The sequence below is a fragment of the Spirosoma litoris genome (genome assembly GCF_054776755.1).
Map to the genome: position 1 here is coordinate 539,216 of NZ_BAAHBI010000035.1, position 26,577 is coordinate 565,792.

Here is a 26,577-nt window from a genome sequence, read left to right on the forward strand (position 1 = left end):
TTTCTATTTTGTCATACAGCAGAAGCAAGTATAAACCAGTGCTGAACCTGCCAATAGCTCAGAAACGTAAATTTAAATCGTTGATCGTCAGCATAGATTACAGATGATTATCTTTCAAAGAGTAATTAACGCTCACTTGCTATGAGACGCCCGTATACGATTTTTTTTCTGCTATTGCCATTCTTTGCCTATAGCACTGGTGAGTTGAATGTCGATAGTCTGCGCTGGGAGCTACCTTCACTGACCGGCACCCAGCGGGCTGATGCGCTCAACCAGCTCAGTGAATACTATCTGTGGATCAAACTCGATTCGGCCGGGTATTTCGCCGAGCAGGCTCTCAGTCTATCCAAAACGCTCGGTTACGCATACGGGGTTGATCTGGCTGAATTTAACCGGGGAACCGTATTGACGCGGGCAGGTAACTACCAGAAGGCCGACCCGCTGCTTCGGAAGGCTATCGACAAACTACAGCCTAGAGATCCTTACCATGCTGGCTGGGCAATGTGTTATCTGGGCGATGTCTTACTAAAAATGGCCAATTACCAGGAAAGTATCAAATACCTGACGGCGTCGCTTCCGATTCTCCGAAGGTATCCGGGGGGCGATCCCGGTAAGCCGCTTACTTTTCTGGGGCTGGCTTACGGGGCCATAGGCGATTACGAAACAGGACTCGAAAAAGCCAAAGAAAGCTATGTCGAGCGGCTGAAGATGGGCAATCAGTTCGCGTTGGGTTGGTCCTATTTTAATCTGGCCCTATTATATACCAGTGTCAATGATTACCAGGCGGCTATTGATCACCTGCATCTGGCCGAACGCGCCTTCAAAACTTCCTTCGAGCCTGATTTTGTGTATGCCAGCCTGGCGAGGGCGTTTAAGCGCATGAACCGCTCTGACTCAGCCAATTTTTATCTCAGCAAAGCGATCAAACTGGCACCCCAAAGCCCAGGTACCCGCACGGCCGTGGGTCATTTCGCCCTGGCCGATGGTCAATACGACAAAGCCATTGGCCTCTTCAAACCGGCTTTAGCGGAAGCCCGTGCCTCCAATAGCGTTGAGAACATCATGGCCAATCTGTACTATTTAGCCTCAGCTTATCATGGTAAAAACGACGATCGTCAGGCGATTCCCTATGCGCAGGAACTTTACGAAACAGCCCAAAAAACCGGGGCTCGGCCCCGTCTGCGCGATGCGAGCGAGCTGCTCTGGAAAAGCTATGACCATCTTGGCGATACTAAACGGGCTTATCAATACCTGTCGGAATATAGCGCCCTACGCGAAACATTACTTACTAACCAGTTTAAAGCTAACCTGTTCGCGTTTAAAGATCAGATCGAGATCGACCAGAAACAGGCTCGAATTGAACTGCTCAACAAGGAAAAAGTCATTATAAGCCAGCAGTTGCGGCAGGAATCGCTGGAGAAATGGCTATTGGTGGTAGGGCTGGTCGTTGTGAGTTTGCTTGCGCTGATCGGCTACCGGGCGATTCGGCTATCCCGACTGAATGCAGCGCTTGAAGCGCAACAGCTCAAAGACCGGTTGCATGTTGAACAAATGGAACACCAGCATCAGCAGGACGAGTTGCGCCGACGCGCCGAGCAGTTGGAAATGAAAGCCCTGCGTGCCCAGATGAACCCCCACTTTATTTTCAATTGCCTGAACTCCATCAACCGCTACATTCTGGTCAACGACCGGATGGCGGCCTCCAATTACCTGACCACGTTTGCCACGCTCATCCGGATGGTACTCGAAAATTCGGAACATTCGCTGATTACCCTCGCCGACGAACTGGAGATGCTCAAACTCTATCTCGAACTCGAACGACTGCGGTTTAAGAATGCCTTTAATTTCAGCATCACCTTTATCAATACCCTCGATACTAACACGATTCGGATACCGCCGTTGCTGTTGCAACCCTTCGCCGAAAATGCCATCTGGCACGGGCTGATGCATAAGGAAGGACCGGGCAACATCGACATTGCGTTCCGACTGGAGGAATCCATGCTGTACTGCATCATCACCGACGATGGTGTGGGGCGGGAGCAGGCTGGTAAGCTAAAAATGAAACCAGCCGGAAGTCGCAAATCACTGGGGATGCAACTGACCGCCGAACGGCTTGCCCTGTTGAGTTCGCTGGACCAGACCGATACCTTTTTCGACATCGAAGACCTTGTGGATGAACAGGGCGTGGCCAAAGGCACGAGAGTACTCCTGAAAATACCACACCAGAAGCTGGCTATGAGTAGTAACTGATTTAGCTATCGGCGGGCTACACGTCGACGGGGGATAAGCACTGCTTCGAGCGCATCCAGGCGAGCATTGGCCTGTTGTAAACGAGCTTCCTGGGACGCTAACCGGGCCTTAAGCGCTTCATTCTCACGGATGAGAGCCTGCACTCCTGCAAAGGTTACGCCCGCAAAGTCGTGACTGTAAATGAGTGTATCGCAGCCCACTTGCCCCAGCCCGTCCTGGCCGAAGGCTGCAAAGAAATCCTGCGCCATTGGGCCATAATGCCGGATGCTGTGCTGACCCTTGTAATTCCAGGTGGTCAGCCGCATGGCGTTGATTTTCCGTAGCAGGTCACTGTGGTTGATGGGGCGGAAGCGCTCCTTCTTGGTCGAGTCGGAGATGCTGGCCCAGGAGTTCTGCCCCTGACCGATCTGCACCCCTGTCCGCGAACCGGAGCCCGTATTTTTATCGCCACTGGTCAGCAGAAAATACCCGTTGAGAAAGCGGCCCACGAACTGGTCGGTAACTCCACTGAGGGTAGTACCTTGTCCCAGTGGGTCAGAATCGCCAATCATAAAAGCCCCTTTTTTGCCGTTGGTATTCATATTATACCCAAACGCACTGGAATAATCTCCACTGGCGGTATTGACAGAGCCCAACACAATGGATGCCAGCCCACTAGCCGTATTGTTATATCCTAACGCGCAGGAATAATCTCCACTAGCCTTATTGTTATATCCTAACGCGCTGGCTGCCTGCCCACTAGCTGTATTGACAGAGCCCAATGCACTGGCTGCCTGCCCACTGGCGTTATTAGCAAATCCCAGTGCGCTGGCTATTAGGCCGCTAGCCGTGTTGGCAGATCCTAACGCATTGGAATAATTCGCACTGGCGATGTTTTCAGACCCCAACGCAGTGGAATAACTACCACTGGCATGGTTCCTAGAGCCAGCCTGGAATGAAGATAGATACGCGTCAAACTGGAGCGAAGAACCTATCGCTATCTGGCTCGTACTCGGCACGTTGTCAGTCACCAAGGCTCGCCAATGAAATTGAAAGCCCCGGCCCACCACACTATTATTGTTGGTTATAAACTGAACTGTCACCCTGGAGCCGTCTATCCCAATGCGAGCAGGTGGATTGCTGCCCGAAAACCGCTGTTCATAGCCATATCGATCCGTCAGCGATACATAATCGCTGGTTGCTTCGGTGCTCAGGTCATCAAAAATGATCTCGATGCCTATTACTGTTGAGCTCGATACCGAAGGCGAAATAGTTTGTATTGCCGAGTACGACACGCCCGCCGTGTAGCCCCCATCGCTCGATGGGTCTTTCAGAATCCCAACCACTGTTGTCAGGGCAGTCGGATTGGCCCCATTGACCATAGTGGTCACACTGGTATTGGGGTCTCCAGCCACCCGCTGATATTTACCTTGCACCAGAAAGCCATTGCGGGTGTACACTTCCAAATCCTGCGTGGGTGGCACCCCGGTAGGCGCGTTGATGCCAAACTGAGCATAAGTGGTTGTTGAGAGGCTTAAGCAAAGGCTTAATAAAGTCAGGAAAAAGAGTATTCGGTTTTTCATCGTAACGTGTTGGTCGGTAAAGAATAAGGAATAAAAATAATGGCCTTCCAGTCTAAACGCTATGGTAAACCACCTTTATCGACAGACTCTGGGTTTTGTCGACCAACGATGTTTGTCGACGGTAAATAGTTTATGGCGACCATCCTCGGCAACTGGTCGATAAAGTGGGCAAGGCATGAATTCGTTAGCGATGTTTATGGGCTCACATAGGCTTATATCGTTTATGAATCAACTTTTTTTCCGAATCTGCCTTTACTGCTTAGGGTTAAATGCCAACGTTACTCGTTTGGCGGAATTCTTGCCATACCGCCTGGCAGGGCTGGTTTGGCTTGCGTTTAGCAGTTCATTATCGACACACGCTCAGACTACCAACTATGTAGCTAACACAGCAAATTCGAATACGCCCAGCGTATATAATACACTGGTAGGTCCTTTAGCGGGTAATTCGAGTATGAGCGGTATTAGCAATGCGTTTGTAGGTTATCAAGCTGGTTATGTCAATACAGCCGGGAATTCTAACGTCTTTGTAGGTTTTTATGCGGGCACTAATAATACCTCTGGCAATACAAACGCTTTTCTGGGAGCTTATGCCGGAGCTAGAAATACTACTGGTAGTACTAATTCTTTTGTAGGGGCTTATGCGGGTTATGCTAATACGACGGGCTATGCCAATGCCTTCACAGGTTATCAAGCCGGTCAGAATAATACGACGGGTTTCTATAACACGTTTATGGGGGCTTACGCAGGCTCTTCAAACACAACAGGTTTGCGAAATACCTTCATGGGTACCTATGCGGGCACGTCAAACACAACGGGCAGTTACAACACCTTTATCGGTGACGAGTCTGGCCAGAAGAATACGATGGGCTATGCCAATGCCTTTCTGGGTACCTACGCGGGTCAAAATAATACGACGGGTAATTCCAATGCCTTTCTGGGGGCTTATACGGGCTCATTAAACACAACAGGTGTCAAAAACGCCTTCATCGGTGCCTATGCGGGCTATATAAACACAACGGGCAATTATAACGCTTTTACTGGCTACCAGGCTGGTTATACCAATACGACGGGTTACGAAAACGCCTTTATAGGTGCCCTTGCCGGGTATGCTAACACAACGGGTAATTCTAATGCCTTTGTGGGTACCGCTGCCGGAAATAGCAATACGACGGGTCAGCAGAATACGGCGATGGGAACGTTTGCTGAAGCTTTTAACACGACTGGCTCGGGCAATGTGGCTGTTGGCTCCGCCAGTAGTTTTACCAACACCAGTGGTAGCTTCAATGTGATGATCGGCGATTCGGCAGGCTTTAACAATACAGTGTCGGGCAACACATTCATCGGCTCCAAAGCAGGGTATACTAACTCGACCGCTACCAATAACACCTTCCTGGGCTACCATGCGGGCTATAACGTGACCACCGGCAGCAACAATATCATCATTGGCCCAACATCAGGTACAGCTATAATTGATGGTAATGACAACGTCCTGATGGGGTATAACAGTCAGGCGGATGAAGGTATATTTAATGGCATCGCCATTGGATCTAATAGCCGAGTAGCGGCTAGTAATTCATTGATTTTAGGCCATAATGTCAATGTGGGCATTGGTACGTCGGTGCCCGGAAGCAAGCTGGAAGTCGTAGCTAATGAAGAAGAAACCAGCGGCTTACGGCTATCCAAACTCACCAGTCAAAGTAAAACCACCCAAACTACCGACCAATTCTTAACCGTCAATGAGAAAGGGGATGTGGTGAAAGCCCGGTATCAACTGCGGATCAACAACCCAGAGGAATGGAGCGATCAGGTATTCTCATCAGGATATACCCTTCGGCCATTGAGCGAAGTAGCCAGCTATATACAGACTCATCAACATTTACCGGGTGTCCCATCAGCAGAGCAGGTAACCAAAGAAGGCGTCGATCTGGTAAAGATGAATGCGACGCTGCTGGAGAAGGTGGAGGAGTTAACTTTATATAGTATTCAGCTAGAAAACAGGCTTCAGACCCTTAACTCCCGTTTAAACCGGTTGGAGCGAAGGGCGAGATGGTCTGTACGGCCGAGTACGACACGCCCGCCGTATAGCCTGCATCACCCGAGGGGTCTTTAAGAATTCCAGTTACTGCCGTCAGTGCAGGCGGGTTGGCCCCGTTAGTCATCGTGGTCACGCTGGCGTTAGGGTCGCCCAACACCAGCCAGTATTTTTGTTGCACCAGAAAGCCATTGCGCGTATAAACTTCCAGATCCTGCGTGGGTGTTACTCCACTGGGCGAGTTGATACCCACCTGGCCGTAGCTGGCTGTTAAAAAACTCAGATAAAGGGTCAATTCAGATAAAGGGTCAATAAAGTTGAGTGAAAGATTATTCGGTTCATCCGTATAACGTGTTGAGCTATAAAAAGATATTGGAAATTTGAATAGATGGATGATTAGCGTCTACGTTTAACTAAGCCTGACTAGTTGCTTCCAGTATATAAAACGTGTTCTCCATTCGGTAGCCGCCCGATTCGGTTTTGAAGGGGGTAATGGCGTTGGTAACGGCCTCAGCAGCCGCTTCATACGAGGAGTGTCCAATAGCTCGCTGGGCCGGACCGGCAGATAATAAGCCTTTCAGAGCTGTATCCAGATCTGGATACATGAACGGGCAGGACACACGTTGCCGCTCACCAGACCGGAAACCCGCATCGCTGAGCAGTTTTTCCAGTGCACCGTCTTCCGAGAGAGCAAACGGACCGGGTGTACCGGGAGGTGGAGGAGGCATCAGGGTGCCCAGTGCTTTCAAATAAACGGCTGCCTGACATTCCTGAGCTTTACCCCAGATGGCAACCACCAGTTTACCGGTCGGTTTCAGGACGCGGTACGCTTCTTTCAGGGCTTGCACCGGACTGGCCGCATATTGAAACGAATTGATCCCCGTAACCAGATCGAAGGTGTGGTCGGGGTAAGGTAATTCCTCCATGTCGCCCGTCGTGAAATGACCATGGGGAGCTTTGTGCTGGGCAATGGCGATGAACTCAGCCGTAGCGTCCAGCCCCGATACATCCAGCCCCTGTTGCATCGCCAGTTGACAGAACAGTCCTGACCCGCAACCAACATCGAGTAGTGTGTGGGCTGATGTCTGGCTAAAGTCGTGGACCAACTGCTCGAATACGGGCAGCAAGGTGGTCTCCTGATAATCAGCCCAATCCTGAGCAGCTATGCTCCAAAGCTCGGCTTGTATTTTTTGTGATCCCATGATCGTCGTCGGTTAAATGAAGAATAAAAATAACCGCCTTCAGGTATGAACTACTATAGCGAATCAACTTTGTCGACAGACTACTGTTTTTGTCGACTGACGCCGTTTGTCGACGGTAAAGATTTTATGACGGCCAATCTGGGTAGCTAGTCGATAAAGTGGGCAAGGCAGGGATGGATTGACGATGTTTAGGTATGTATTTATAGACCTGCATCGGTATGTATCAACTCTTTTTTAGCCTTCATCGTCAGTACCTGTCGAATCTCCGACTGTACCGGTTATTGGTACTGGTTTGGCTAGGACTTAGTAACTGGTTGTCGGTATACGCCCAAAACTCCAACTATATTGCCAATGTCGGGAATTCGTTTACGCCGGGTTTTTATAATACCTTGGTAGGACCTTATGCGGGCTATTCTAACGCCACGGGTAATTACAATGTTTTCACAGGCTCTTCGGCCGGGTTCTCCAACACCAAAGGCGCATATAACACGTTCACCGGATCGTTTGCCGGTAATTCTAACCTCACTGGTTCCTATAACACGTTTACCGGCTATCAGGCCGGTAATGGCAACACCACGGGTTATAACAACATCTTCACCGGCTCGTTTGCTGGTGGTTCCAACACTACCGGTTATAACAACGTTTTTACTGGCTATCAGACTGGTAATGCCAACACCAAGGGCAATGCCAATACCTTCACCGGCTATCAGGCTGGGTATTCTAACACCACTGGCAATAACAATACGTTCAACGGCATAGTTGCTGGCTATTCTAATACCACTGGCTACAATAACATCTTCACCGGCGATTTTGCTGGCTATTCCAATACCACTGGTTTTTACAATACGTTCAACGGCTCTTCAGCCGGCTATTTTAGCACTACGGGTAGTTATAACACGTTCACTGGCTACCAGGCTGGGTATTCTAACGCAACTGGCAATAATAACATTTTCACTGGCTCATTTGCCGGCTATAGAAATACAGGTAATAATAACATCTTCACCGGCTATCAGGCCGGATATGCCAATTCTAACGGTAGCAACAACATCTTCACCGGCTCTTATGGTGGGGCTTCCAACACCACTGGTACTGACAACATTTTCACCGGCTCTTATGCCGGATATTACAACAGTACCGGCACCTACAACATTATCACTGGAACTTTGGCGGGTTATTATATGACCACCGGCTCAGGTAACATCTTTACTGGTTATAGGGCCGGATATAATAACACCGCCGGGTCCAAAAATGCCTTTGTGGGCTATGCGGCTGGAGTTTCCAATACCATAGGCCAACAGAACACGGTCATGGGGTCAAATGCTGGGGTTTTTAACAAGACTGGATCGGGCAATGTGGCTGTTGGCTCCGCCAGTAGTTATACTAACACCAGTGGTAGCTTCAATGTGATGATCGGCGATTCGGCAGGACTCAACAATACGGTGTCGGGCAACACATTCATCGGCTCCAAAGCGGGGTATACTAACTCGACCGCCATCAATAACACCTTCCTGGGCTACCATGCAGGGTACAACGTCACCACCGGCAGCAACAATATCATCATCGGACCCACGTCAGGCACGGCCATTACCGATGGCAATGACAACGTGCTGATGGGCTACAACAGCCAGGCCGAGGATGGCATCGTCAATGGCATTGCTATTGGGTCTAACAGTCGAGTAGCAGCCAGCAATACGCTGATTCTGGGGCATCAGGTCAACGTGGGCATTGGTACTTCTGCCCCCAGGAGCAAGTTGGAAGTAGTCGCTGATGAGCTAGATAAGAGCGGCTTACGTCTGACCAAACTCACCCGTCAAAGTCCGACCTGTTTGTTCACCGACCAGTTCTTGACCGTCAACGAAAACGGGGATGTGGTGAAAGCCCGGTATCAACTTCGTATCAACAATCCCGGCGAGTGGAGCGATAAGGTATTTACGTCCGCCTACTCGCTTAGACCGTTGTCTGCCCTTGAAGCGTACATCAAACAGACTGGTCATTTGCCCAATGTGCCTTCAGCAGAGCAGGTAGCGAAAGAAGGTGTTGGTCTGGTGAAAATGAATGCTACGCTGCTTCAGAAAATTGAAGAGTTGACCTTATACCTGCTTGGTCAACAAAAGCAAATTCAGCATCTACAGGCCGAAAATCGACAAATCAAACGCCTGCTCAATCGACGGTAAACGTACCGATTGTCTTTATCAAATCCAGCTACCCATGACAAAACGCTTTGTTTCCGTAGTTGCCAACTCGTGTTTGGCTATTCTCCTGTTCGACCTGTATCCAATAACGGCCTGGTCGCAGGTTCCACCCGTTTCAACCAATGTTCTCAGGCACGGGACGACGTTAGTCCCAGCCCTTGTCGACCAGGACCAGGATGGCATCGACGACAACCTAGAGCACCAGTTACTGGAGCGATTCAGGCCGTTTTATCTGTTTTCCAACGACGGTGGTGATGAAAATTTTCGCCCGGCCGATGCGCTCTGGTACCTGAACCAATCGGTGTTGCTCGCGAGTGGTGATGAAGATAGTAAAACCATTGTGCCGAGAGAGCAGCTTGCCGCAGGTATTTTGGCTGTGAATGATAAGTTCGGGTCATCCGATATCCTGAAAAATAGGGCCTTGACGAACTATCACATCAACCCATTGGGTAAAGTAAATGGTGTCGATAATCCTGGTCGACATGGAAATACCTGGGGTGTGGTACTGGCCAATAAGAACGTGGGGTTGTACGGCCATGTAACTCCGGTTAAGCTAACCGACCCGTTTGGGTATGATTTCCACCACAGCTATGGTGGCGATGCGCAGGGCCAACCGTATTACAAGATCGAATACTGGCAACTGTTTGGTTATAATAGTGCCAACAAACCGTTCGATATAGGGGATCATGAAGGCGACTGGACATCGGTTCAACTACTCTACGATCCCCGAAATAAGCAGATTGTCAGTGTGTTTCATTTTGCCCACGGCATCCTGTTTCGCTTTGATATGACTCCGCAAAACGTGGCGAAGATAGGCACGATTGCAGACGTATCATTCGGCATTTACAGAGAGTTTCAGGGTGTTAATTACAGCACGGCCTCGCTCGATCTGGCCCATTTAGGCTCGAAGGCTGATATCGTACGAAACGAGGATCAGATTGCGAAGGCGCAGAACAACCTTGTCCGGCTTTTTCGAGACCCGCAGACGACCGAGTTCACCCATCCGGCCGTCTATATCGAAAATGGCACCCACGAATTTTTTCCGAGCGAAAACTGGAAGTTCTTTGGTGCGCCGAATCACAACGGCAAGAGCTATCATTATTTAACGGCCACCCCACCGAATCTGGGTGAAGTAGAACACCCACTCAGTGAATTTCCGGGGGCCAACATTGTATTGCGGTATAACGGATACTGGGGAGCCTATAGTAGAGACAATAGCCCACCTCAAGGCCCAGCCCTGCACCAAAATTGGTTATGGCCCGCCACTAGTTCAATCCGTTGGCTACTTCCCGCTGAGTTAGGTTTTTGAAGGTAGTCCTATCGAACTTTGATCGGTAAAAAGAAACGCTAGCTAATCAGGTAGAAACTCTCCTGGCTAAATAGTCAGCAAAGGACTGTTTAGCCAGGAGAATACAAAGTACTTAGGCGATTGTCTCCTCCAGGTTGGCCTTCGCCCGCTTGTACGATCCTTTAACGGAGTCCGCAACGTTGTCCAGAACCTCTTTCGCTGATCGAGCGGCTTTATCTGCCTTATACCGATACTTCATTTTATCGTAAGCGCTTGGTAAGTAAGCCTGTTCCTTCCGGAATAATAGCCAAAGGCCACTAACCACAGCTATTCCTATCGCTATTGCAATAGCCGTTGATTGTTTTTGCTGCTGTTCGTCCTCATCCTTAGGCATCATGTCTTTTCGGGTTTGAGCAGCCAAAAATGGATCAGGCAGCGCATGACCTGCCGCCACACGCACCTTGTTTACCCAGCCCGCCACGACATGATCATCTCCGCGCAGTAAGGCTTCGTAGCCTGCTTTTGCAACCTCAGCGGGATTAGCCGTTTTCTGCGGATCGGCTCCTTTTGTATGATCGGCACCCGCCGTTTTAAAGAAATTGGTATTGGTAGCCCCAGGCATCAGCACTGTTATAGTCACCTTTGTATCGTTCAGCTCGTTTCGAATGGCTTCAGCAAACGATTTTATGAACGCCTTGGTTGCCCCGTAAACCGCCATCATTGGGTTCGGAATGACCGACACCTCCGAGCCAAGCATTAGAATTTTGCCATCATTCCTGGCCACCATATCTTTCAAATACAACTTGGTCAAGTGCATCAGCGCAACGGCGTTAACCTGAATTACACTCAATTCTTTTTGCAAATCAGTTTCGTTGGCAAACTTGCCGTACTCGCCAAAGCCAGCATCGTTGACCAGAATATCAATCTGTTGGCCCTTCTTTGTAGTCTCTTTATAGATCTCCTCAGGCGCTTTGGGGTTTGCCAAATCCTTAATCAGGAGGGTTGAATTCGTGCCGTACTGGTTGTATAAATTGTTGGCTAATTGTTGCAGACTATCCTGATCACGACCGACCAGGGCTAGCTTATAGCCATCCTTCGCAAAAAGTCGGGTTAATTCTCGGCCAATACCACTGGATGCCCCGGTGATCAGGACCGTTTTCTCGTTGTTCTGAGTTTCCATCGTTGAGTTTTTTGTTTAATTCTTTCTCTAAGGTTTCAAAATCACCTTTGTACAGTCATCTTCTTTTTTCTTAAAGATGTCGTAGGCGCGTGAAATATCAGCCAATGGCAAAACATGCGAGACTATATCATCCAGTACGACTTTGCCCTGTACGACTAAATCAAGTAAATGATCGATGTTTTTGTGGACAAAGGACTGGCCTGTACGGATCGTTACGCCTTTGTCGAATACACGACCGATTGGGAAATTATCGGAAGGCGTCCCATAAACGCCAACAACCGATACAATACCGCCCCGGCGGACGGCCTGAAAACATTGTTCCAATACACTGGTCGTTCCTTTTTCCAGGTTAATGACGGCTTTAGCTTTGTCGAGCAATGACCGCTCAGCTTCCATCCCAACCGCATCTACGCAAAGGTCTGCCCCGCGTCCTTCGGTCATACTTCGGATAGCCTCAATCACATCAACTTCGTGGGGGTTCAGTGTTTCAACGTTGTTGACACGCCTGGCCCGCTCCAATCGGTAATTAAGTGGATCAATGGCAATTACGCGGCCAGCGCCTTGCAGCCAGGCCGACTTCTGAGCCATCAGACCAACTGGTCCCGAGCCGAAAATAGCGACGGTTTCACCTCCTTTTAGGGCACCCCATTCGATTGCGCTCCAACCCGTCGGGAAGATGTCCGACAGGAAAAGTACCTGCTCATCTTTAAGCTCTTCGGGTACGTGACGCAGGCCATAGTCGGCATAGGGAACGCGTACATACTGAGCCTGACCACCGTTATAGCCACCATACAGGTCGGAGTAACCAAACAGCCCGCCACCTTTTTCGGTGAGTAACCCACCATCCGGACCATAGTATTCAGGGTTCGAGTTTTCGCAGTGCATTTCCAGATGATGGTTGCAGAAGTAACATTTCCCGCAAGCGATGGTAAAGGGCACGACTACCCGATCACCTTTTTTGAGATTAGATACTTCTGAGCCGACCTCTTCAACGATGCCCATAAACTCGTGACCGAGTACTTCATTGCGAAACTGGGGCAGAAAACCATCATAAATGTGAAGGTCTGAGCCACAGATGGCTGTTGAGGTAATGCGCAAAACAACATCCCGCGATTGCTCGATTTTGGGGTCATCCATTGTTTCGTAACGGATATCGCCCACTTTGTGAAAAACGGCTGCTTTCATAATGTACTGGAAAAGATACGTTGAGTCGAGTATTCGAATACAACCTCCAACGTTGCCAGCCTGAGTAGGTTTTTCAAAAACTAGGCAATGGAGCGATCAGCCAGAAAATGCTGGCAATTCAAGAATATTATCCCATCTCGTTGTTTGCTTCGGCCGCTTCGTTGGTCAGGTTAGTCAACATAGAGTCCGATAACCTGGTCTCACTATCTTTCCCCAATTTCTGTTGATTGCCAATGCCACCTGGATTGGGTAACAACATATTGGCAAATCCAAGAGTATCCGTGATTAAACCCGGTGCGATGCCGTGCAAAGCAGTCGCTAGTTTTGCCGGGAGGGTAATAATCCGTTCGGCTTCACCCACCCGACAGGCATCCAGAATTTGACGCGCACAATCGTCAGCAGCAATGGTAAACAAAGGGATTGAGTCGCTTAACTTAAAAACGGTATACTCTTTTTCGTTCTGTCCTTTGAATATAGCATTGCGTGGACTCCCGGTTCGGATCAGGCCGGGGCAGATGGTTGTCACATAAATACCGTCTTTCAGGAGTTCGGAGCGAAGTCCTTCTGAATACCCGACAAACGCAAATTTGCTGACAGAATAGGGCGACAGGTGCGGTACGGCTACTTTGCCCCCAAAGGATGTAATATTTACGATCCGCCCAAACTGGCGTGCTTTCATGCCTGGAAGTACCGTATTAATGGTGTGAAAAGCCGACCAGAAGTTCGTTTCCATTGCCTCCCGAAAGTCTTCTTCTGCCGTATTTTCTAGCGGACTGACAATGATATTGCCCGCATTATTGACCAGTACATCGACAGGGCCAAATACTTGCTCCACTGTACTTAGGAACGCCTGTACCTGTTCTTTGTCTGAGATATCACATGCGTAGGTGAAAATATCAGTTCCTCGTCGACGAAGATCGTCTTTGGCCCGATCTAATTCGGCCTGGTCGCGGGCGCAGATGGCTACGTTAGCTCCGGCACTGGCAAACTGACGAGTTAAAACAAGTCCCAGCCCACGTGATCCACCCGTGATAACGACAGTTTTATCATGGAAATCAATCGTTCGTTTTCTATCCAAAAAGGCTTTTGTGGCCATTAAAGCCCCCAACCCCGCCAGAGACCACCATAGTCCCTTATTCGTTGCTGCATTCATAGTCAGGTGTTGTTTGGTAACGCTTGCTGCTCAACCAGCTAGGGTAACAGATTGTTGTATGCAATTAGAAAGCGGGATTTGGTTTGGCGCTCGATTCAATAGGTGAGTTAACGACAGTTACGCTACAGAGCGAATTGCTGATTAGTACTTGTCCAATTTAGATTCTAGAGATTCTCGGGTTCGCCCGCGCGGTTGATTCTAATTGATGAGTTATATGTTGATTATCACTAGGAAAGTGACAATAGAATCCGATAGAATCTACAGAATCTACTTTGGTAAAACACTAGTTACACTTGTGGTTGCGAAAAAGTTGATTTTGACTAACTGACTGGACTGTTCCCTTACTTTTAACAACTAATTCCTTATACATGGGTTAGTTTACTAAGTAGAACTCAACGGAAAATAGAATACGATTATGAATGATGTAAATCAACTTAGCCGACGACAGGCAATTCACGGATTAGGGTCTGGCCTTGCCACGGCGATGGCTGCGCCAGTTATAGCAGCACCCGCCGTTCAGTCGTCTAAAACACCGGAGTCGGTAGCTTTAGTAGATCCCACGACCAAGTACCCTAAACCTCCCTTTAAGGAGCAACCTCAGCCCTGGCCGGGTTTAGCCAGTAAAATGGACCCACGGCCAGATCATGGCGAAACGAGCTATAAAGGATCAGGTCGGTTAAAGGGGCGTAAAGCCTTAATTACCGGCGGAGATTCGGGGATGGGTAGGGCAGCTGCCATTGCCTATGCCCGCGAAGGTGCTGATGTGGCCATCAACTATCTGCCTGCCGAGGAATCTGATGCTAAAGAAGTGATCGACTTAATCAAGAAAGAAGGTCGTAAAGCAATTGCCATTCCGGGTGATATTCGGGATGAAGCTTTCTGCAAACGTCTGGTGGAGGAAGCGGTGAAAGGACTGGGTGGGTTAGATATTCTGGTGAGTAATGCCGCCAGACAACAAAGCCGGGAGTCGATTCTTGATGTTTCTTCGGAGGACTTCGATGCAACGATGAAAACGAACATTTACGCGCCCTTCTGGATTATCAAAGCCGCGTTACCCCACTTGCCGCCCGGATCGGCCATCATTGGTACGACATCGGAGCAGGCGTATGATCCTTCACCCAATTTATATGACTACGCCCAAACCAAAGCGGCAACGATGAATTATGTGAAGTCACTCGCCAAGCAGCTAGGACCAAAAGGAATTCGAGTCAATGGTGTTGCACCAGGACCCATCTGGACACCTTTGCAACCGAGTGGCGGAGCTACTCAGGAAAAAGTAAAAACATTTGGTGGAGATACTCCACTTGGCCGGCCCGGACAACCAGCTGAATTGGCGTCCATCTACGTTCAACTAGCTGCCAGTGATGCTAGCTATGCCACTGGTCAAGTATATGGGGCTGCTGGCGGTAAAGGCCAGCCCTAAACAATAGATGCCTTGCTAAAGTGTAGAAAAGCCCCGACCCGAAGGAAGGGGCTTTTCTACAGCTACTTTCTCCAGATTAGCTACGAAATAATCGATTTATCCTAATTGAACTATAAATCAGTATGTATGCATGCATCTGGGTTCTAAGCTTACGCGACAAAAAGCTGATACAAATAAATTATTTGTGCGGAAATACACAGTACTGCCAGTAACCCAGAATCCAGTAGAGTTGCTCTTTAGCCGCCTGATAACCAACGGCCTTCTGGAAAAATCCCTGAATCGTATCCTTATATACATTTTCTACGATTGGTAGGGATGCATCGGTGCTTAAATAGATAAAGGGAATCGCTTTTTGGCTGAGTGTGTCGTGCTGGGAAATACGCTTGCGAAGTTCTATGCCTGACATAATCGGCATATTTACATCACAAAGAATCAGAAAGGGTATTTCATCGGTAGTTGTCAGATAATCCAGCACTTGCTGACCATCACTAAAATAATGAATTGGATTTTCTACCTCTAGCTCCTGAAAGATGCGTTGGAGAAGAAACTGATCATCTTCATCGTCTTCGACAATGACAATTGGCCCTGAATTCATAAATGTTGAGTTCGTCAAATAGACTATGATTGCTTGGTCGTTGTAGGGCAGAGAGCCACCGGTTAAACTAATACAATCTCTTTTAGTTAAGAAAAAAATACCCAAGTAAGTGCGGAAGACCTTAACGAAGCTACCCGCCTGATAGGCAATAAAGCCTCTCTGGATGATATCGACAGCACTTTTATTGAGCGAAAGAAAGGAACTGGTGCTTTTTTCAATTTAGATTCTAGCGATTCTCGGGTTCGCCCGCGCGGTTGATTCTACTTGATGGTTTAGCTAATGATTATCAGTAGAATATTGCCAATAGAATCCGATAGAATCAACCGTGCTGGCGAACCCGAGTATAGTTAAAAAAAGTATGAGCCGTTTCGCAGTCACAGTAGCTGAATATTGGCGCTTTTAAACGCTTTTAGCAATCGCTCCAGAAGCTGGCTTTTCAGCGCCGTCTCGGTATAAATGCTGTTGATCCAGACCTGCACTTTTAGTTCTATGGTATCTGGCCCAATAGCAGTAATGAATAGGTCTGGTGTCCTATTTTTTAACGCTCCATCCAACTGACTGACTTCTTCACTCAGCAGTTCGCGAATGGTGGGCAGATCCGTTTCGGCATTTACTTTCAGGGTTATTTCCGTTTTTAGGTAGGTGTCGTTTGATGTCCAGTTAACGATCCGATTAGCGATTAAATCGCCGTTTGGGATGATGACTTCAGATCCTTGGGCTGTAAGCATCTTACTGGATCGAATACCAATTTCCCGTATGCGTCCTTTTTTATCGGCAAGTTCCACATAATCACCGATCTGAAACGGTTTCTCGAGAATTAGAATGATGCCTGAGACAAAATTGCTGACAATGTTCTGCATCCCTAAACCAATACCTACACTGAGTGCTCCTAACACAACCGTAAACTTATCGATAGATATCCCTGATGCCGCAATGGCCAGCAAGACTCCAGCAATAATGATAACCAACCGTATTAAAGCCAATATGGAACTGAGGGGCTCAACAACATCATCGGTGGTGGGTAGCTGGCTTTCTCCAAACAGCAAACCGATTCTTTTTTGAAGTAAGCTGGACAGATAAATAATCACGGAGAAAGACAGTATATTACTTAGTGTAAAGCTGATACTACCAAACCAGCGAGGTTTTGTCAAAAGTTTATAGGTCAGATTGAAGAGGCCATCGGCCACGCCCAGGTTTGTGAAAAATACGAGCAGCCATAAGGCAATCGCCACAAAGATCAGCCCTTTTTTAAATGACCGCTTGGTGTGATTTACGTTCACTCGAGAAAAGATCCCTCCTGAGCAGGCGCTTATTGTTATCTGCAAGGCTAAGGCTTCCAGTACCAATTCAATAAAAACACTTAGCCCTGTTAATTGAATAAGGCCGATAACAGCCGAGATGCTAAGGGTTTTCGCTAAACTAATTCGACCAAAAATATTTAATAAAATAGCCAGCACCTGGAGTAGCAAATACAATTTTATGACTGGTCGGGTGAATCGATACATGCGTGCCTGACGTGGGAATCGTTTGGCAAAGACAAGACCCAGGTACAAAAAGCCAGCGTTCAGGCCAATTAATCCTAGCCTTACGAACAACGAATCGCTCACTACTGTATTGGTTATACTTAACAGGATATAGAAAACGCCGGCCAGTAGCCATAGCCACCTATCCTGGCTGGAGAATCGCTTCCATAAATGAATGGCGAGTGCTAGATACAGCAGAAATTGGGTGATTTCGACATAAATGGATGGTGATTGTGGCTCGAAAAGAGGAGTCAGACTCAGCAGTACAATCAGAGAGCCCACAACGGGGACAGGGCTTAGGTGCTTAAAATGCAATTCACCGATCTTTGGTCGTAGCGTAGGCTTACGCGCTGTTTTGTAATTGGTAAACACCCATACAAAAAATAAACCGGTTAGTAGTACCAACAGAAAGAGATTGTCCCACGAAGAGGCAAAAAAGTAGTTGAGGATTCGATTTTGCCCTTCATAATTTGCCTTCATAACGGCCGGCATGGTACGATCTGGCAAGGAGGTGGGCGCTTCCCATAAATAGGAGGCCTCTTTTTGAAACGCACTTTCCGTCGATTTCTGCACTCGTTCGTTGATGGTCGTCTGCAGATTGCTTATACGGAGCGAGGTGCCCGATACATCGGCCAGCAATCGACTTACGGTATCCAGCCGGGCACTCGTTCGCTTACCAGCATCCTGTAATTGTAGTTTGAGACTCGTTAACTGATCGGCATAGAATTTTTTCTCTGTTGTATCATTACCCGCTACGATCAATAACGAATCAGTACTTAAGGCCAGCACCTGATCGAGTAGGCTCTGAATGTCATTATTTGATTTAGAGAGCGTTGTTCGCCAGGTAGTTAGTTTTGCGTGTGCGTCGTTCAGAATCAGGCTATAGTTTGTCAGGCTTTTGGCATCGCTAACTTTCCTGGTCGCTTTTAAATCGACCGAAACAGGGGCAATAGTCGCTTTCACATCGGCCAGGCCAGCCCGTATGCGCGCAATACCATATCCTTTTTTACTAGCTGCCTTAATTTCCGTAATTATCGATTGTGCCTTTTGTATTTTAAATAACAGCGTATCTGGAATGCTTTGGCCAGTACCCTTCGTTCGGATGGTATCCTGTGCCACAATGTCAACTATAGGTGTCATCAGCAAGAGGCTCACCAGTAGTACGCCAAGATTTACTTTTCTAACCATCTATCGATCAGTTTAGCAGACTGAAATAATACCTGCGAAGTAGCTAAATTGGTTTGATACCTTACGCGTCAGTAATGGCTAAATCAGCCTGACTACGCCACAAGTCTTTTATAAGAGACAGAATAAAACCTGTTTGGGTTTTGAAATTTATCAAACTGGTCCACCGGAAGGAGGTCTGGAGTAGGCATAGTTGGGGGTTAGGCTATTCTGCGGCTGGCCGGTACTGCCGCTTACTTTTGTCGACTGCGCTTGCTGCACATAAGCCATTTCTTTACTACTTTCGAAGAAGAGACGCACCTACTCACTGACTTAGGCTTAGCTATTGGTGAGTGTTTGCTCAAAGTGGATTGTCGGGTAGATGACGGGCGGGGGTTATTTTAAATAGCGATCAGCATAAATCAAAAAAGTCGGCCAGTTTGGGTCTGTCGTATGGCCACCACTGTGTTGCCGGAAGGCGATGTCACCATCGACTAGAGCCGTTTCGATGGGCGGGAATTCCATCATACCCAAGTCTTTCTTGCCCAGAAGTTTGTAAACTGGACCAGCGTAAGCACCGCCCAACTTCAGGAAAGTTTAGGGCGTTGTGATGACTCTCTGATAATCAGATCATAATTCAGTAGAATAGTGTTCGTAGCACTTAGGCGTAACAAACCATTCAGGTGATTGATCAGGCTTTGTGCGGCTATTTCGCCCATTTCCTGACCAGGGTAATGGATGGTTGTCAGGTTTGGGTCGATTACCAGCGAAACAGGGTCATTATTGAAACCAACTACGGCAATATCGTTTGGGATAGAAAAGCCACTTTTTTTTAAGGCGCCTATGCAGCTCACCGCGCAGAAGTCGCTGGATATAAATAAACCGTCGGGCGGATTAGGCATTCGTTTGATGTAGGCGGCAACGTCAAGACCATCCTGACGGGTCAGATTGGTAACTCGTTCCAGCTCATCGCCACTTGGTAATCCATGTTCGAGCAGCGCCAGTTTATAGCCCTTGAGTCTATCGGCATACACATTCCGCTTAAGGCTACCCGAAACGTGCATGATCCGTTTACAGCCCTGCTGAATTAAATGGGTGGTCGCATCGTAACCTGCCTTCAAGTTATCAATAACGATGTTGGTGCAGTTTTTTTGCTGAACAACCCGGTCAAACAGAATGAGCGGGATGCCTTTTTTGAAAAAGGGGTTGAAGTGGTCGAGGTTCTCCGTGTCCGATGCCAGCGATACCAGTAACCCATCAACCCGACTATCGAACATCGTTTTGGCATTCGTCACCTCTTTCTTTACCGATTCGAGCGACTGGCTGATAATCAGATTGTAACTGCTTTCGTTCACGACTTTCTCCATACCCGCCAGCACCGTCGACATAAAGGAGCTATCCAGACGAGGGACGATCACGCCAATGGTATTCGTGCGTTGCCGTCGTAGATTACTGGCAAACAGGTTGGAACGATACCCCATCTCCAGGGCTTTGCTGGTGATTAGTGTTTTGGTATTCTTATTTATGGCAGGATGATCGTTCAGCGCCCGACTCACCGTTGCCGGAGAGAGTTGTAGCTGTTTCGCGATATCGTAGATAGTTACTTCCTTCTGCATGAGTTACGGTAAAATCGCGAATAGTTCTTCTGCTGCAATCGGTTGATTTGATTGGAATAGCTACGCTAAATTTATAATTAGCAGGGAAGGATAAGAGCACGAATCGCTTTATTCTTCCTGAAAATTACCGAAAAAGCATTCGTTATGGCAATAATATGAAAAAAGTAAAATTAAATTATTTGTAGAATATAGTGCAATGCAACCGATTGCTTTTGATGTTAAGAAAGTAGAAATTCTTACGTGTACTTGATAGTCTTTTAATAAGTAAGCAGAAGTGAGTTGAGCGATACAGGGTATGCCGTATTAATTTTTACGAATAAAGCGAGCAAAATCCCCTAGGGATCAAACAGCGCAGCGTCGCCGGGCCGCCAGTGCGGTAGAAAAAGCAGTTCCAAGATTCATTAAGCGTGCCGCAGGTACGCAACTGATTATGGGTCGCGTACCTACGGCACGCTGGAGAAAAACTACTCCTTTTAGCTACCGACGCTATGCTGTTAAGCCCTTAACAGGGCAGTAAATGGCTCGGTTATCTTATGGAAATCAATCCGGGGGTCATACAGTAAAAGTCACGCACAAAAAAAGCTCTCCGATCTATCAAGCGGAGAGCTTTCTCAATTAATCACTTGTTTATCAGGCTAACAGCTCTTTAATAGCCGTCTGGGCTTTATCTGCCCCAAAACCGGCTAGGGCTTTTTCCATTGTTTGCTGAATCAAATCAGTGCCCAGATTGCCAATACTACCCTCATGCGTATGGTGCAACACACGGGGAGGCTGGTAGGTATGGTTGGCAATCTCTTTACCAACGATTCGGTAGGCTTCGCGGAAGGGAACGCCTTGTAATACCAACTCATTTACCCGCTCAACACTGAACAGCAGATCGTATTTGGGGTCGTCTAATATATTAGGCTTCACCTGAATGTGTTCGAGCATGAAATCGGTGATGTCCAGACAATCCAGAATCTCGTCGAAGGCAGGCATCAGGATTTCTTTTAGCAACTGCATATCGCGATGATAGCCCGATGGTAAGTTGCTCATTACGAGCGTTACTTCCATTGGCAGCGCTTTCATGCGGTTGGTCTTGGCACGCAGGAGTTCGGCAACGTCCGGGTTTTTCTTATGTGGCATAATGCTACTGCCGGTCGTTAGGGCGTCGGGCAGCGTAAGAAAACCAAAGTTCTGGCTGTTGTAGAGGCAGATATCCATCGCCATCCGCGAGATTGTAGCGGCTACGGCAGCCAGTGCAGTTAGCGCCGTTTGTTCGGTTTTACCCCGACTCATTTGGGCATAAACCACATTGACGTGCATACCTTCAAATCCGAGCAATTCCGTTGTAAGCGAGCGATTTAGCGGGAATGATGAGCCATAACCAGCTCCTGAGCCAAGTGGGTTTCGGTTGGCAAGTCGGTAGGCTGTTTGGAGCGTCAGCATATCATCGGCAAGGGCTTCGGCATAAGCACCAAACCATAATCCGAACGACGATGGCATGGCAATTTGCAGGTGCGTATAACCCGGCAGTAGATCATCTTTGTGTTGTTCTGACCGACTCACCAAGCGGTCGAACACGCGCTGAACGCTCTCGGCCACTTGCCAGAGTCGGTCGCGGGTGAAGAGTTTCATATCGACCAGCACCTGATCGTTGCGCGACCGACCCGAGTGAATTTTCTTGCCCGTATCGCCTAATGCCCTGGTGAGCATCAGTTCTACCTGCGAGTGTACGTCTTCAACGCCCTCTTCGATAACAAACTGCCCATCTTCAATTTGCTGATAGATTTTCTTCAATTCAGCCGTCAGCTGACTTAATTCCTCACTGGTTAGGAGGTTAATGGTCTCGAGCATCTGCGCATGAGCGAGGTTACCCAACACGTCGAACGGAGCGAGGTAGAGATCCATTTCACGGTCGCGCCCGACGGTGAAGCGTTCAATTTGATCGGCGGTCGTAACGCCTTCTTTTTGCCAGAGTTTCAAAGCGAAGTAGTTAATGAGCGAAAGAGTGAAAGAGTGAAAGAGCGAATCTGGCATTATCACTCACTCATTCACTCTTTCGCTCTTTCACTCTTTACGTTTTTGCAAAGGTCGTAAAGAAAGTCGATTAGGATTATATCCGTAATCGAACAAGTTAAGAGCCTGTTTGAACTTTTTATGCTTCTAGTGAGCACTAGCTTAACCGCAGAGAACGTCAAAGCAAATTCGCAAAGGTCTCAAAGCTACTAAGTTGACATCTTAACGTGCTTTGCGGTTAAATTAAAAGTTGAGTCGATAGTCGAATTTTATTCGTAGTCCTCTTCCAAATAGGGAGAAACCGACTGTTGAAGAATGCCGATTAACTCGGGGTCCATAAACGGATAATGGTCCGGAATATCCAGAACGATAATCTGTCTGCCTCCGATTTCTTCAGAAAAGCGTTCAAGCAATCGTTGCTTGTGTCGTTTTTCCATAGCGAAAATTAGATCGGCCCATTGGATGAGCTTAGCCGTCACCTTTATCCGTGCCGACGATGATGTTCCTGCCGATCTGACTTGATGGCTTTGATGATTTTTGTACAGTTCTTCGGCCGTTGGACTGCGCCACTGATTCCGACTGCAAACGAAAAGTATATTCACAAGAAAATGTTGTTACTGCTCAGCCTGAGTCACGAGTTCATTAATATTTTTCAATTGCCTACCCAACCACCAAAACCCACTTGCCGATACCAGGCTAATAGCCGCCAGAGCTAACCAGTGTGTTGAGAAACCAAAATTGGTTACCATTACTGACCCAAAGGCCGGAGCAGTAGTCTGAGCAAGCGCGCCACCCATAGAATATAAGGCTAAGTATTGACCTCGGGTTGCCGGACTTGATCGTTCAACGGTAAACGATTGGATAAATGGCATAGCCATCATTTCGCTAAGCGTACCCAAAAGGATAAATAACAGGGCTATTTGCAAGCCGGAGAGCAGACCATTGGTGGGTATTGTCAATGCGACGTATGAAGCCGACGTCAGGAGTACGCCCGCGATAATCAGTTTAATTTTCGACCGTTTCTGCTGCTCAAGGCTATACACCAACGCCATTTCAACAACCACAATGATGATACCGTTGAGCGCCATTAAGCCACCAATCAGACGCTCGCTCATGCGGAAGACTTCTTTCAGAAACAGCGGCACAATCGAGAATAACTGCATGAATACCATAAAATACAATGCAGCGCAGACAACGAAACCAACGAATACGGTATCGCGGTAAGGCGATTGGCTGATTGAATCTGTATCCGTTGTGAGTGTTGACTCCAATTTAGGGTTGGCCTTACCGCGAATTTCCGGGACGGGCAAATACAGCCATAATACCAGACTGGCTACCAGACAGGTTAATCCATCGGCCCAGAAAAGGAAGCTGTAATTAATACTGGCTAACCAGCCACCGAGGCCGCCACCAACAGCCCAGCCGAGATTGATGGCCAGTCGGTTCAGAGAAAAAGCACGCGTACGAGTTTCCTGGTCCGAATAGTGGGCAATAGCAGCCTGATTGGCAGGACGGAACGCATCGCCAAGCAAGGTGAAAACGAACACACTGCCGCAGAGTGCGTAAAAATTTGTGACAAACTGGAGCAATACCAAAGCCATGCCGCCAAACATCAGGCTGACTAGCTGGATATAGTAAAAGCCAAATCGGTCGGTCAGGCGTCCACCGAGGAAAGTACCAACAAACGCTCCGGCCCCATAAATAGCCATCACGATGCCTGTATTTGTGACCGAAAAGTGGAGATATTGGGTGAGATAAAGCGTCATAAACGGCAAGACCATCGTGCCGCAACGATTAATGAGCATGACTCCTGCCAGCAGCCATACCGATGGCGACAAGCCCCGGTAGGCCCGTTGATAAAGATGAAGTGTTTGCTGAATCATGGCCGCAAGGTACGACGAAACAGCATGTTCGATGCTTGTCCGGTTACCGTATAGTTCGTCTGCGAGCGTCCGCATCTTCGCCTGGTTTGACAAAGATTTTCGGATCGGTAATGAGTGGTCGGTGCTCTTCGAGGAATGCTTTGAAGAGCCGAATTTCTTCCAACTGCTTATCGATTGGGTGCGTTAACGGATAACTTTCAACGTAAACATCACTAAAATCGGTGATTACGTACTCCATGAGTTTAATCCCTTTTCGCTTAAGGGCGTGTAGGTACAAATTCTGATGATTGTGCACAAAACGACCCGGTTGGTAAGAGGCCGTTGTTTTCAGATCCACCGCCTTGAATTTACCGATCAAATCAACGTACCCATAAAACAACACATCATCGACCTCCAGTTGGCAATATACTTGCGTATCGACAATGGGTCGGGGGAGAAGCTTACGCACTTTTTTGACAATCTCAGGGTCGAATCGCTCTTCATTCGTGCCTTTGACGATGGCTTCTTCAAACGAGATACCCCGCTCCTGAGCCGCCGTAGTTGGTGTTGGAACCCGGTTAATTGAATCGATCAACTCCTGAATCGACAGGTGCCCGCCGTTTAAATAACGAGAGAACACGTTGAGTAGCGAAGGATAGAAGCGATAGTTTATCATTGGTTTACGGTATTCGGTTTATGGTATTCGATATGTAGTGATGAACCACCGTAAACTACAAACCGAATACCATAAACTTAGTTTTTCACCACCAGCAACACACCCGCAATAATCAGCCCGACGCCAAGCAGACGCCAGGTGTTGGCGGGGTGAATCGAAAAGCCCATCAATCCGTAATGATCCAGAATAAGGGCGGCTACCAGTTGCCCGGCTACGCTCAAACTCACCATATTGGCAGTGCCTATTTTCTGGACGCTAACGATAACGGTGATCATGTAAATCGCACCCATAACACCTCCTGTCCATTTCCACCAGCTTATCTGTTTGATGGTTTCGAACGGAGGTGTTGAGCCACCTGTGGCCAGAAACATCAGCACCAGCGCTATAAATCCGGAACCGAACGAAATAATGGCGGCCAGAATAGGATTGGCCATTGCCTGTCGCAAATTGGCATTAACGCCAGCCTGAACTGTAATGGCCAGGCCCACAATAAACGCAAGTACTAAATAGATGTAGTTCATGATTACAAAGGTAGGCAACGGGAACCCGCAACCTCACGCTTTATCCTGATTTTCAAGAGTGTGTATATTTTGTTAAAATGTATTACATTTCGTAGCTTGCCGATTATCCTTGCCTAAACTCTTCAATCTTATATGTTTATCATTACCTACTATCCCGTAGCTGTTGTTGTCTGCTTTCTGACTATGCTTTGCTGGGGTTCCTGGGCTAATACGCAGAAACTGGCTACTCAATCAGTACCCACTACTATTTTCTATCGCGATTACACGTATGGTATTTTATTGTTGAGTCTGGTTTTAGCCTTCACATTTGGCAGCATTGGCGAAGCTGGCCGGTCGTTTATCCCTGATCTTAAACAGGGCGATACGCAAAGTCTGTTGTATGCTCTGGTGGGGGGCTTCGTGTTTAATATCGCAAATATCCTGATCGTTGTCGGAATCGAACTGGCCGGTTTGTCCGTCGCTATGCCCGTCGGAATTGGGCTGGCTCTTATTTTGGGAGTTATTGTCAATTATGGGTCGTCGCCTGTAAGCAGTGTAGGCCTGTTAGCGGGGGGCGTTTTTGCTATATTTCTAGCGGTCGTGTTTAGTGCGTTGGCTTACCGGGCTAAAGCCACCACCGATTCGTCGGTGAGTATGCAAGGGCTGGTTATCACGTTAGTGGGCGGGTTCCTGATGAGTTTCTTCTTCTATTTCGTGGCTAAATCCATGACAGCGGATTTTAGTAATCCGGCGCCGGGACTGCTCACGCCCTACACAGCCTTAGTCTTGTTCGCCATTGGGGTGGTTGTCAGTACCCCATTATTTATTCCCGTGTTACGTCGGTTTGCGAGTAAACCTGCCGACGGCGAAATCTTCTACAGCGACGTGAGCCGACGCAACCACCAGATCGGGATGCTAGGTGGTATGGTATGGTGTTTGGGCATGGCGTCGAGTTTATTGGCTTCGGGCGCGGCTGGCTATGCCATCAGTTACGGATTGGGACAGGGGGCTACAATTATTGCTGTTCTGTGGGGTGTTTTTATCTGGCAGGAATTTCGTGGAGCACCCGCTCTGTCAAACCGTTATCTAATGCTGATGGGAATTTGTTATGTGCTTGGTTTGGTGCTAATTATTTCGGCCAAGTAGCGTTCGGTTCTTATACGCATTAGTACATGG

General features: G+C 48.0%; 22 protein-coding genes. 6 read left to right on the forward strand and 16 right to left on the reverse strand.

Annotated elements, in window-relative coordinates; translation table 11 throughout:
- The first annotated feature begins 141 nt into the window (after window positions 1-141).
- Window positions 142-2,250 carry a tetratricopeptide repeat-containing sensor histidine kinase gene (locus ACYVGR_RS21575; RefSeq protein ID WP_460960518.1) on the forward strand — a complete coding sequence of 703 codons (2,109 nt, stop codon included), beginning with the start codon at window positions 142-144 and terminating at the stop codon, window positions 2,248-2,250.
- A gap of 5 nt (window positions 2,251-2,255) precedes the next feature.
- Here the strand turns inward: ACYVGR_RS21575 and ACYVGR_RS21580 are convergent, their stop codons facing one another.
- Entirely contained in the window at window positions 2,256-3,812 is a 1,557-nt protein-coding gene (locus ACYVGR_RS21580) for a tail fiber domain-containing protein (protein WP_460960520.1), read from the reverse strand.
- A gap of 223 nt (window positions 3,813-4,035) precedes the next feature.
- Here ACYVGR_RS21580 and ACYVGR_RS21585 point away from each other — a divergent pair, with 223 nt between their 5' ends.
- A complete protein-coding gene (locus ACYVGR_RS21585) occupies window positions 4,036-5,922 on the forward strand; it encodes a beta strand repeat-containing protein (protein ID WP_460960522.1) in 1,887 nt (628 codons plus the stop codon).
- Here ACYVGR_RS21585 and ACYVGR_RS21590 read toward each other — a convergent pair.
- Together ACYVGR_RS21590 and ACYVGR_RS21595 are read right to left on the reverse strand one after the other, a co-directional pair.
- The gene (locus ACYVGR_RS21590) at window positions 5,822-6,139 is read right to left on the reverse strand and encodes a hypothetical protein (protein WP_460960524.1); all 318 of its coding nucleotides are present in this window, start codon (window positions 6,137-6,139) and stop codon (window positions 5,822-5,824) included. The two genes, ACYVGR_RS21585 and ACYVGR_RS21590, sit on opposite strands and share 101 nt — an antisense overlap.
- A 118-nt stretch (window positions 6,140-6,257) precedes the next feature.
- On the reverse strand, window positions 6,258-7,046 hold the full coding sequence (locus ACYVGR_RS21595; RefSeq protein WP_460960526.1) for a class I SAM-dependent methyltransferase: 789 nt from the start codon (window positions 7,044-7,046) through the stop codon (window positions 6,258-6,260).
- A gap of 218 nt (window positions 7,047-7,264) precedes the next feature.
- Here ACYVGR_RS21595 and ACYVGR_RS21600 point away from each other — a divergent pair, with 218 nt between their 5' ends.
- Both ACYVGR_RS21600 and ACYVGR_RS21605 read left to right on the forward strand, forming a co-directional pair.
- Complete coding sequence (locus tag ACYVGR_RS21600; RefSeq protein WP_460960528.1) at window positions 7,265-9,220, forward strand: beta strand repeat-containing protein; 1,956 nt, start codon at window positions 7,265-7,267, stop codon at window positions 9,218-9,220.
- A 34-nt stretch (window positions 9,221-9,254) separates the two neighbouring features.
- Window positions 9,255-10,547, forward strand: coding sequence for a hypothetical protein (locus ACYVGR_RS21605; RefSeq protein WP_460960530.1), 1,293 nt, complete (start codon window positions 9,255-9,257; stop codon window positions 10,545-10,547).
- Window positions 10,548-10,659: 112 nt separating this feature from the next.
- On the opposite strand, the gene ACYVGR_RS21610 is transcribed toward ACYVGR_RS21605, so the two are convergent.
- From ACYVGR_RS21610 to ACYVGR_RS21620, 3 genes are all read right to left on the reverse strand, one after another.
- The gene (locus ACYVGR_RS21610; RefSeq protein ID WP_460960532.1) at window positions 10,660-11,706 is read right to left on the reverse strand and encodes an SDR family NAD(P)-dependent oxidoreductase; all 1,047 of its coding nucleotides are present in this window, start codon (window positions 11,704-11,706) and stop codon (window positions 10,660-10,662) included.
- A 27-nt stretch (window positions 11,707-11,733) separates the two neighbouring features.
- Complete coding sequence (locus tag ACYVGR_RS21615) at window positions 11,734-12,891, reverse strand: zinc-dependent alcohol dehydrogenase (RefSeq protein WP_460960534.1); 1,158 nt, start codon at window positions 12,889-12,891, stop codon at window positions 11,734-11,736.
- A gap of 127 nt (window positions 12,892-13,018) precedes the next feature.
- Window positions 13,019-14,044: an SDR family NAD(P)-dependent oxidoreductase gene (locus ACYVGR_RS21620; RefSeq protein WP_460960536.1), complete on the reverse strand. Its 1,026-nt coding sequence runs from the start codon at window positions 14,042-14,044 to the stop codon at window positions 13,019-13,021.
- Window positions 14,045-14,459: 415 nt separating this feature from the next.
- Between ACYVGR_RS21620 and ACYVGR_RS21625 the strand changes: the two genes are divergently transcribed.
- Window positions 14,460-15,467 (forward strand): SDR family oxidoreductase, encoded by a 1,008-nt coding sequence (locus ACYVGR_RS21625; protein WP_460960538.1) that lies wholly within the window; start codon window positions 14,460-14,462, stop codon window positions 15,465-15,467.
- A gap of 178 nt (window positions 15,468-15,645) precedes the next feature.
- On the opposite strand, the gene ACYVGR_RS21630 is transcribed toward ACYVGR_RS21625, so the two are convergent.
- The 10 genes from ACYVGR_RS21630 to ACYVGR_RS21675 all read right to left on the reverse strand — a co-directional run bounded on the left by ACYVGR_RS21630 (window position 15,646) and on the right by ACYVGR_RS21675 (window position 25,422).
- A complete protein-coding gene (locus tag ACYVGR_RS21630) occupies window positions 15,646-16,062 on the reverse strand; it encodes a response regulator (RefSeq protein WP_460960540.1) in 417 nt (138 codons plus the stop codon).
- A gap of 374 nt (window positions 16,063-16,436) precedes the next feature.
- Complete coding sequence (locus ACYVGR_RS21635) at window positions 16,437-18,773, reverse strand: mechanosensitive ion channel family protein (protein WP_460960543.1); 2,337 nt, start codon at window positions 18,771-18,773, stop codon at window positions 16,437-16,439.
- 150 nt (window positions 18,774-18,923) lie between these two features.
- Entirely contained in the window at window positions 18,924-19,070 is a 147-nt protein-coding gene (locus ACYVGR_RS21640; RefSeq protein ID WP_460960545.1) for a hypothetical protein, read from the reverse strand.
- A 75-nt stretch (window positions 19,071-19,145) separates the two neighbouring features.
- Window positions 19,146-19,334: a hypothetical protein gene (locus ACYVGR_RS21645; RefSeq protein ID WP_460960547.1), complete on the reverse strand. Its 189-nt coding sequence runs from the start codon at window positions 19,332-19,334 to the stop codon at window positions 19,146-19,148.
- Between the two features lie 2 nt (window positions 19,335-19,336).
- A complete protein-coding gene (locus ACYVGR_RS21650) occupies window positions 19,337-20,365 on the reverse strand; it encodes a LacI family DNA-binding transcriptional regulator (protein WP_460960549.1) in 1,029 nt (342 codons plus the stop codon).
- A gap of 630 nt (window positions 20,366-20,995) precedes the next feature.
- Window positions 20,996-22,330, reverse strand: coding sequence for an argininosuccinate lyase (gene argH, locus ACYVGR_RS21655; RefSeq protein WP_460960551.1), 1,335 nt, complete (start codon window positions 22,328-22,330; stop codon window positions 20,996-20,998).
- 302 nt (window positions 22,331-22,632) lie between these two features.
- On the reverse strand, window positions 22,633-22,965 hold the full coding sequence (locus ACYVGR_RS21660) for a low molecular weight protein tyrosine phosphatase family protein (RefSeq protein ID WP_460960553.1): 333 nt from the start codon (window positions 22,963-22,965) through the stop codon (window positions 22,633-22,635).
- 12 nt (window positions 22,966-22,977) lie between these two features.
- The gene (locus ACYVGR_RS21665) at window positions 22,978-24,246 is read right to left on the reverse strand and encodes an MFS transporter (protein WP_460960815.1); all 1,269 of its coding nucleotides are present in this window, start codon (window positions 24,244-24,246) and stop codon (window positions 22,978-22,980) included.
- 43 nt (window positions 24,247-24,289) lie between these two features.
- Window positions 24,290-24,901, reverse strand: a complete 612-nt coding sequence (locus ACYVGR_RS21670; RefSeq protein WP_460960555.1) for a hypothetical protein — start codon at window positions 24,899-24,901, stop codon at window positions 24,290-24,292.
- 77 nt (window positions 24,902-24,978) lie between these two features.
- The gene (locus tag ACYVGR_RS21675) at window positions 24,979-25,422 is read right to left on the reverse strand and encodes a DMT family transporter (RefSeq protein WP_460960557.1); all 444 of its coding nucleotides are present in this window, start codon (window positions 25,420-25,422) and stop codon (window positions 24,979-24,981) included.
- 132 nt (window positions 25,423-25,554) lie between these two features.
- Between ACYVGR_RS21675 and ACYVGR_RS21680 the strand changes: the two genes are divergently transcribed.
- Window positions 25,555-26,547 (forward strand): GRP family sugar transporter, encoded by a 993-nt coding sequence (locus ACYVGR_RS21680; RefSeq protein WP_460960559.1) that lies wholly within the window; start codon window positions 25,555-25,557, stop codon window positions 26,545-26,547.
- Window positions 26,548-26,577 lie beyond the last annotated feature (30 nt).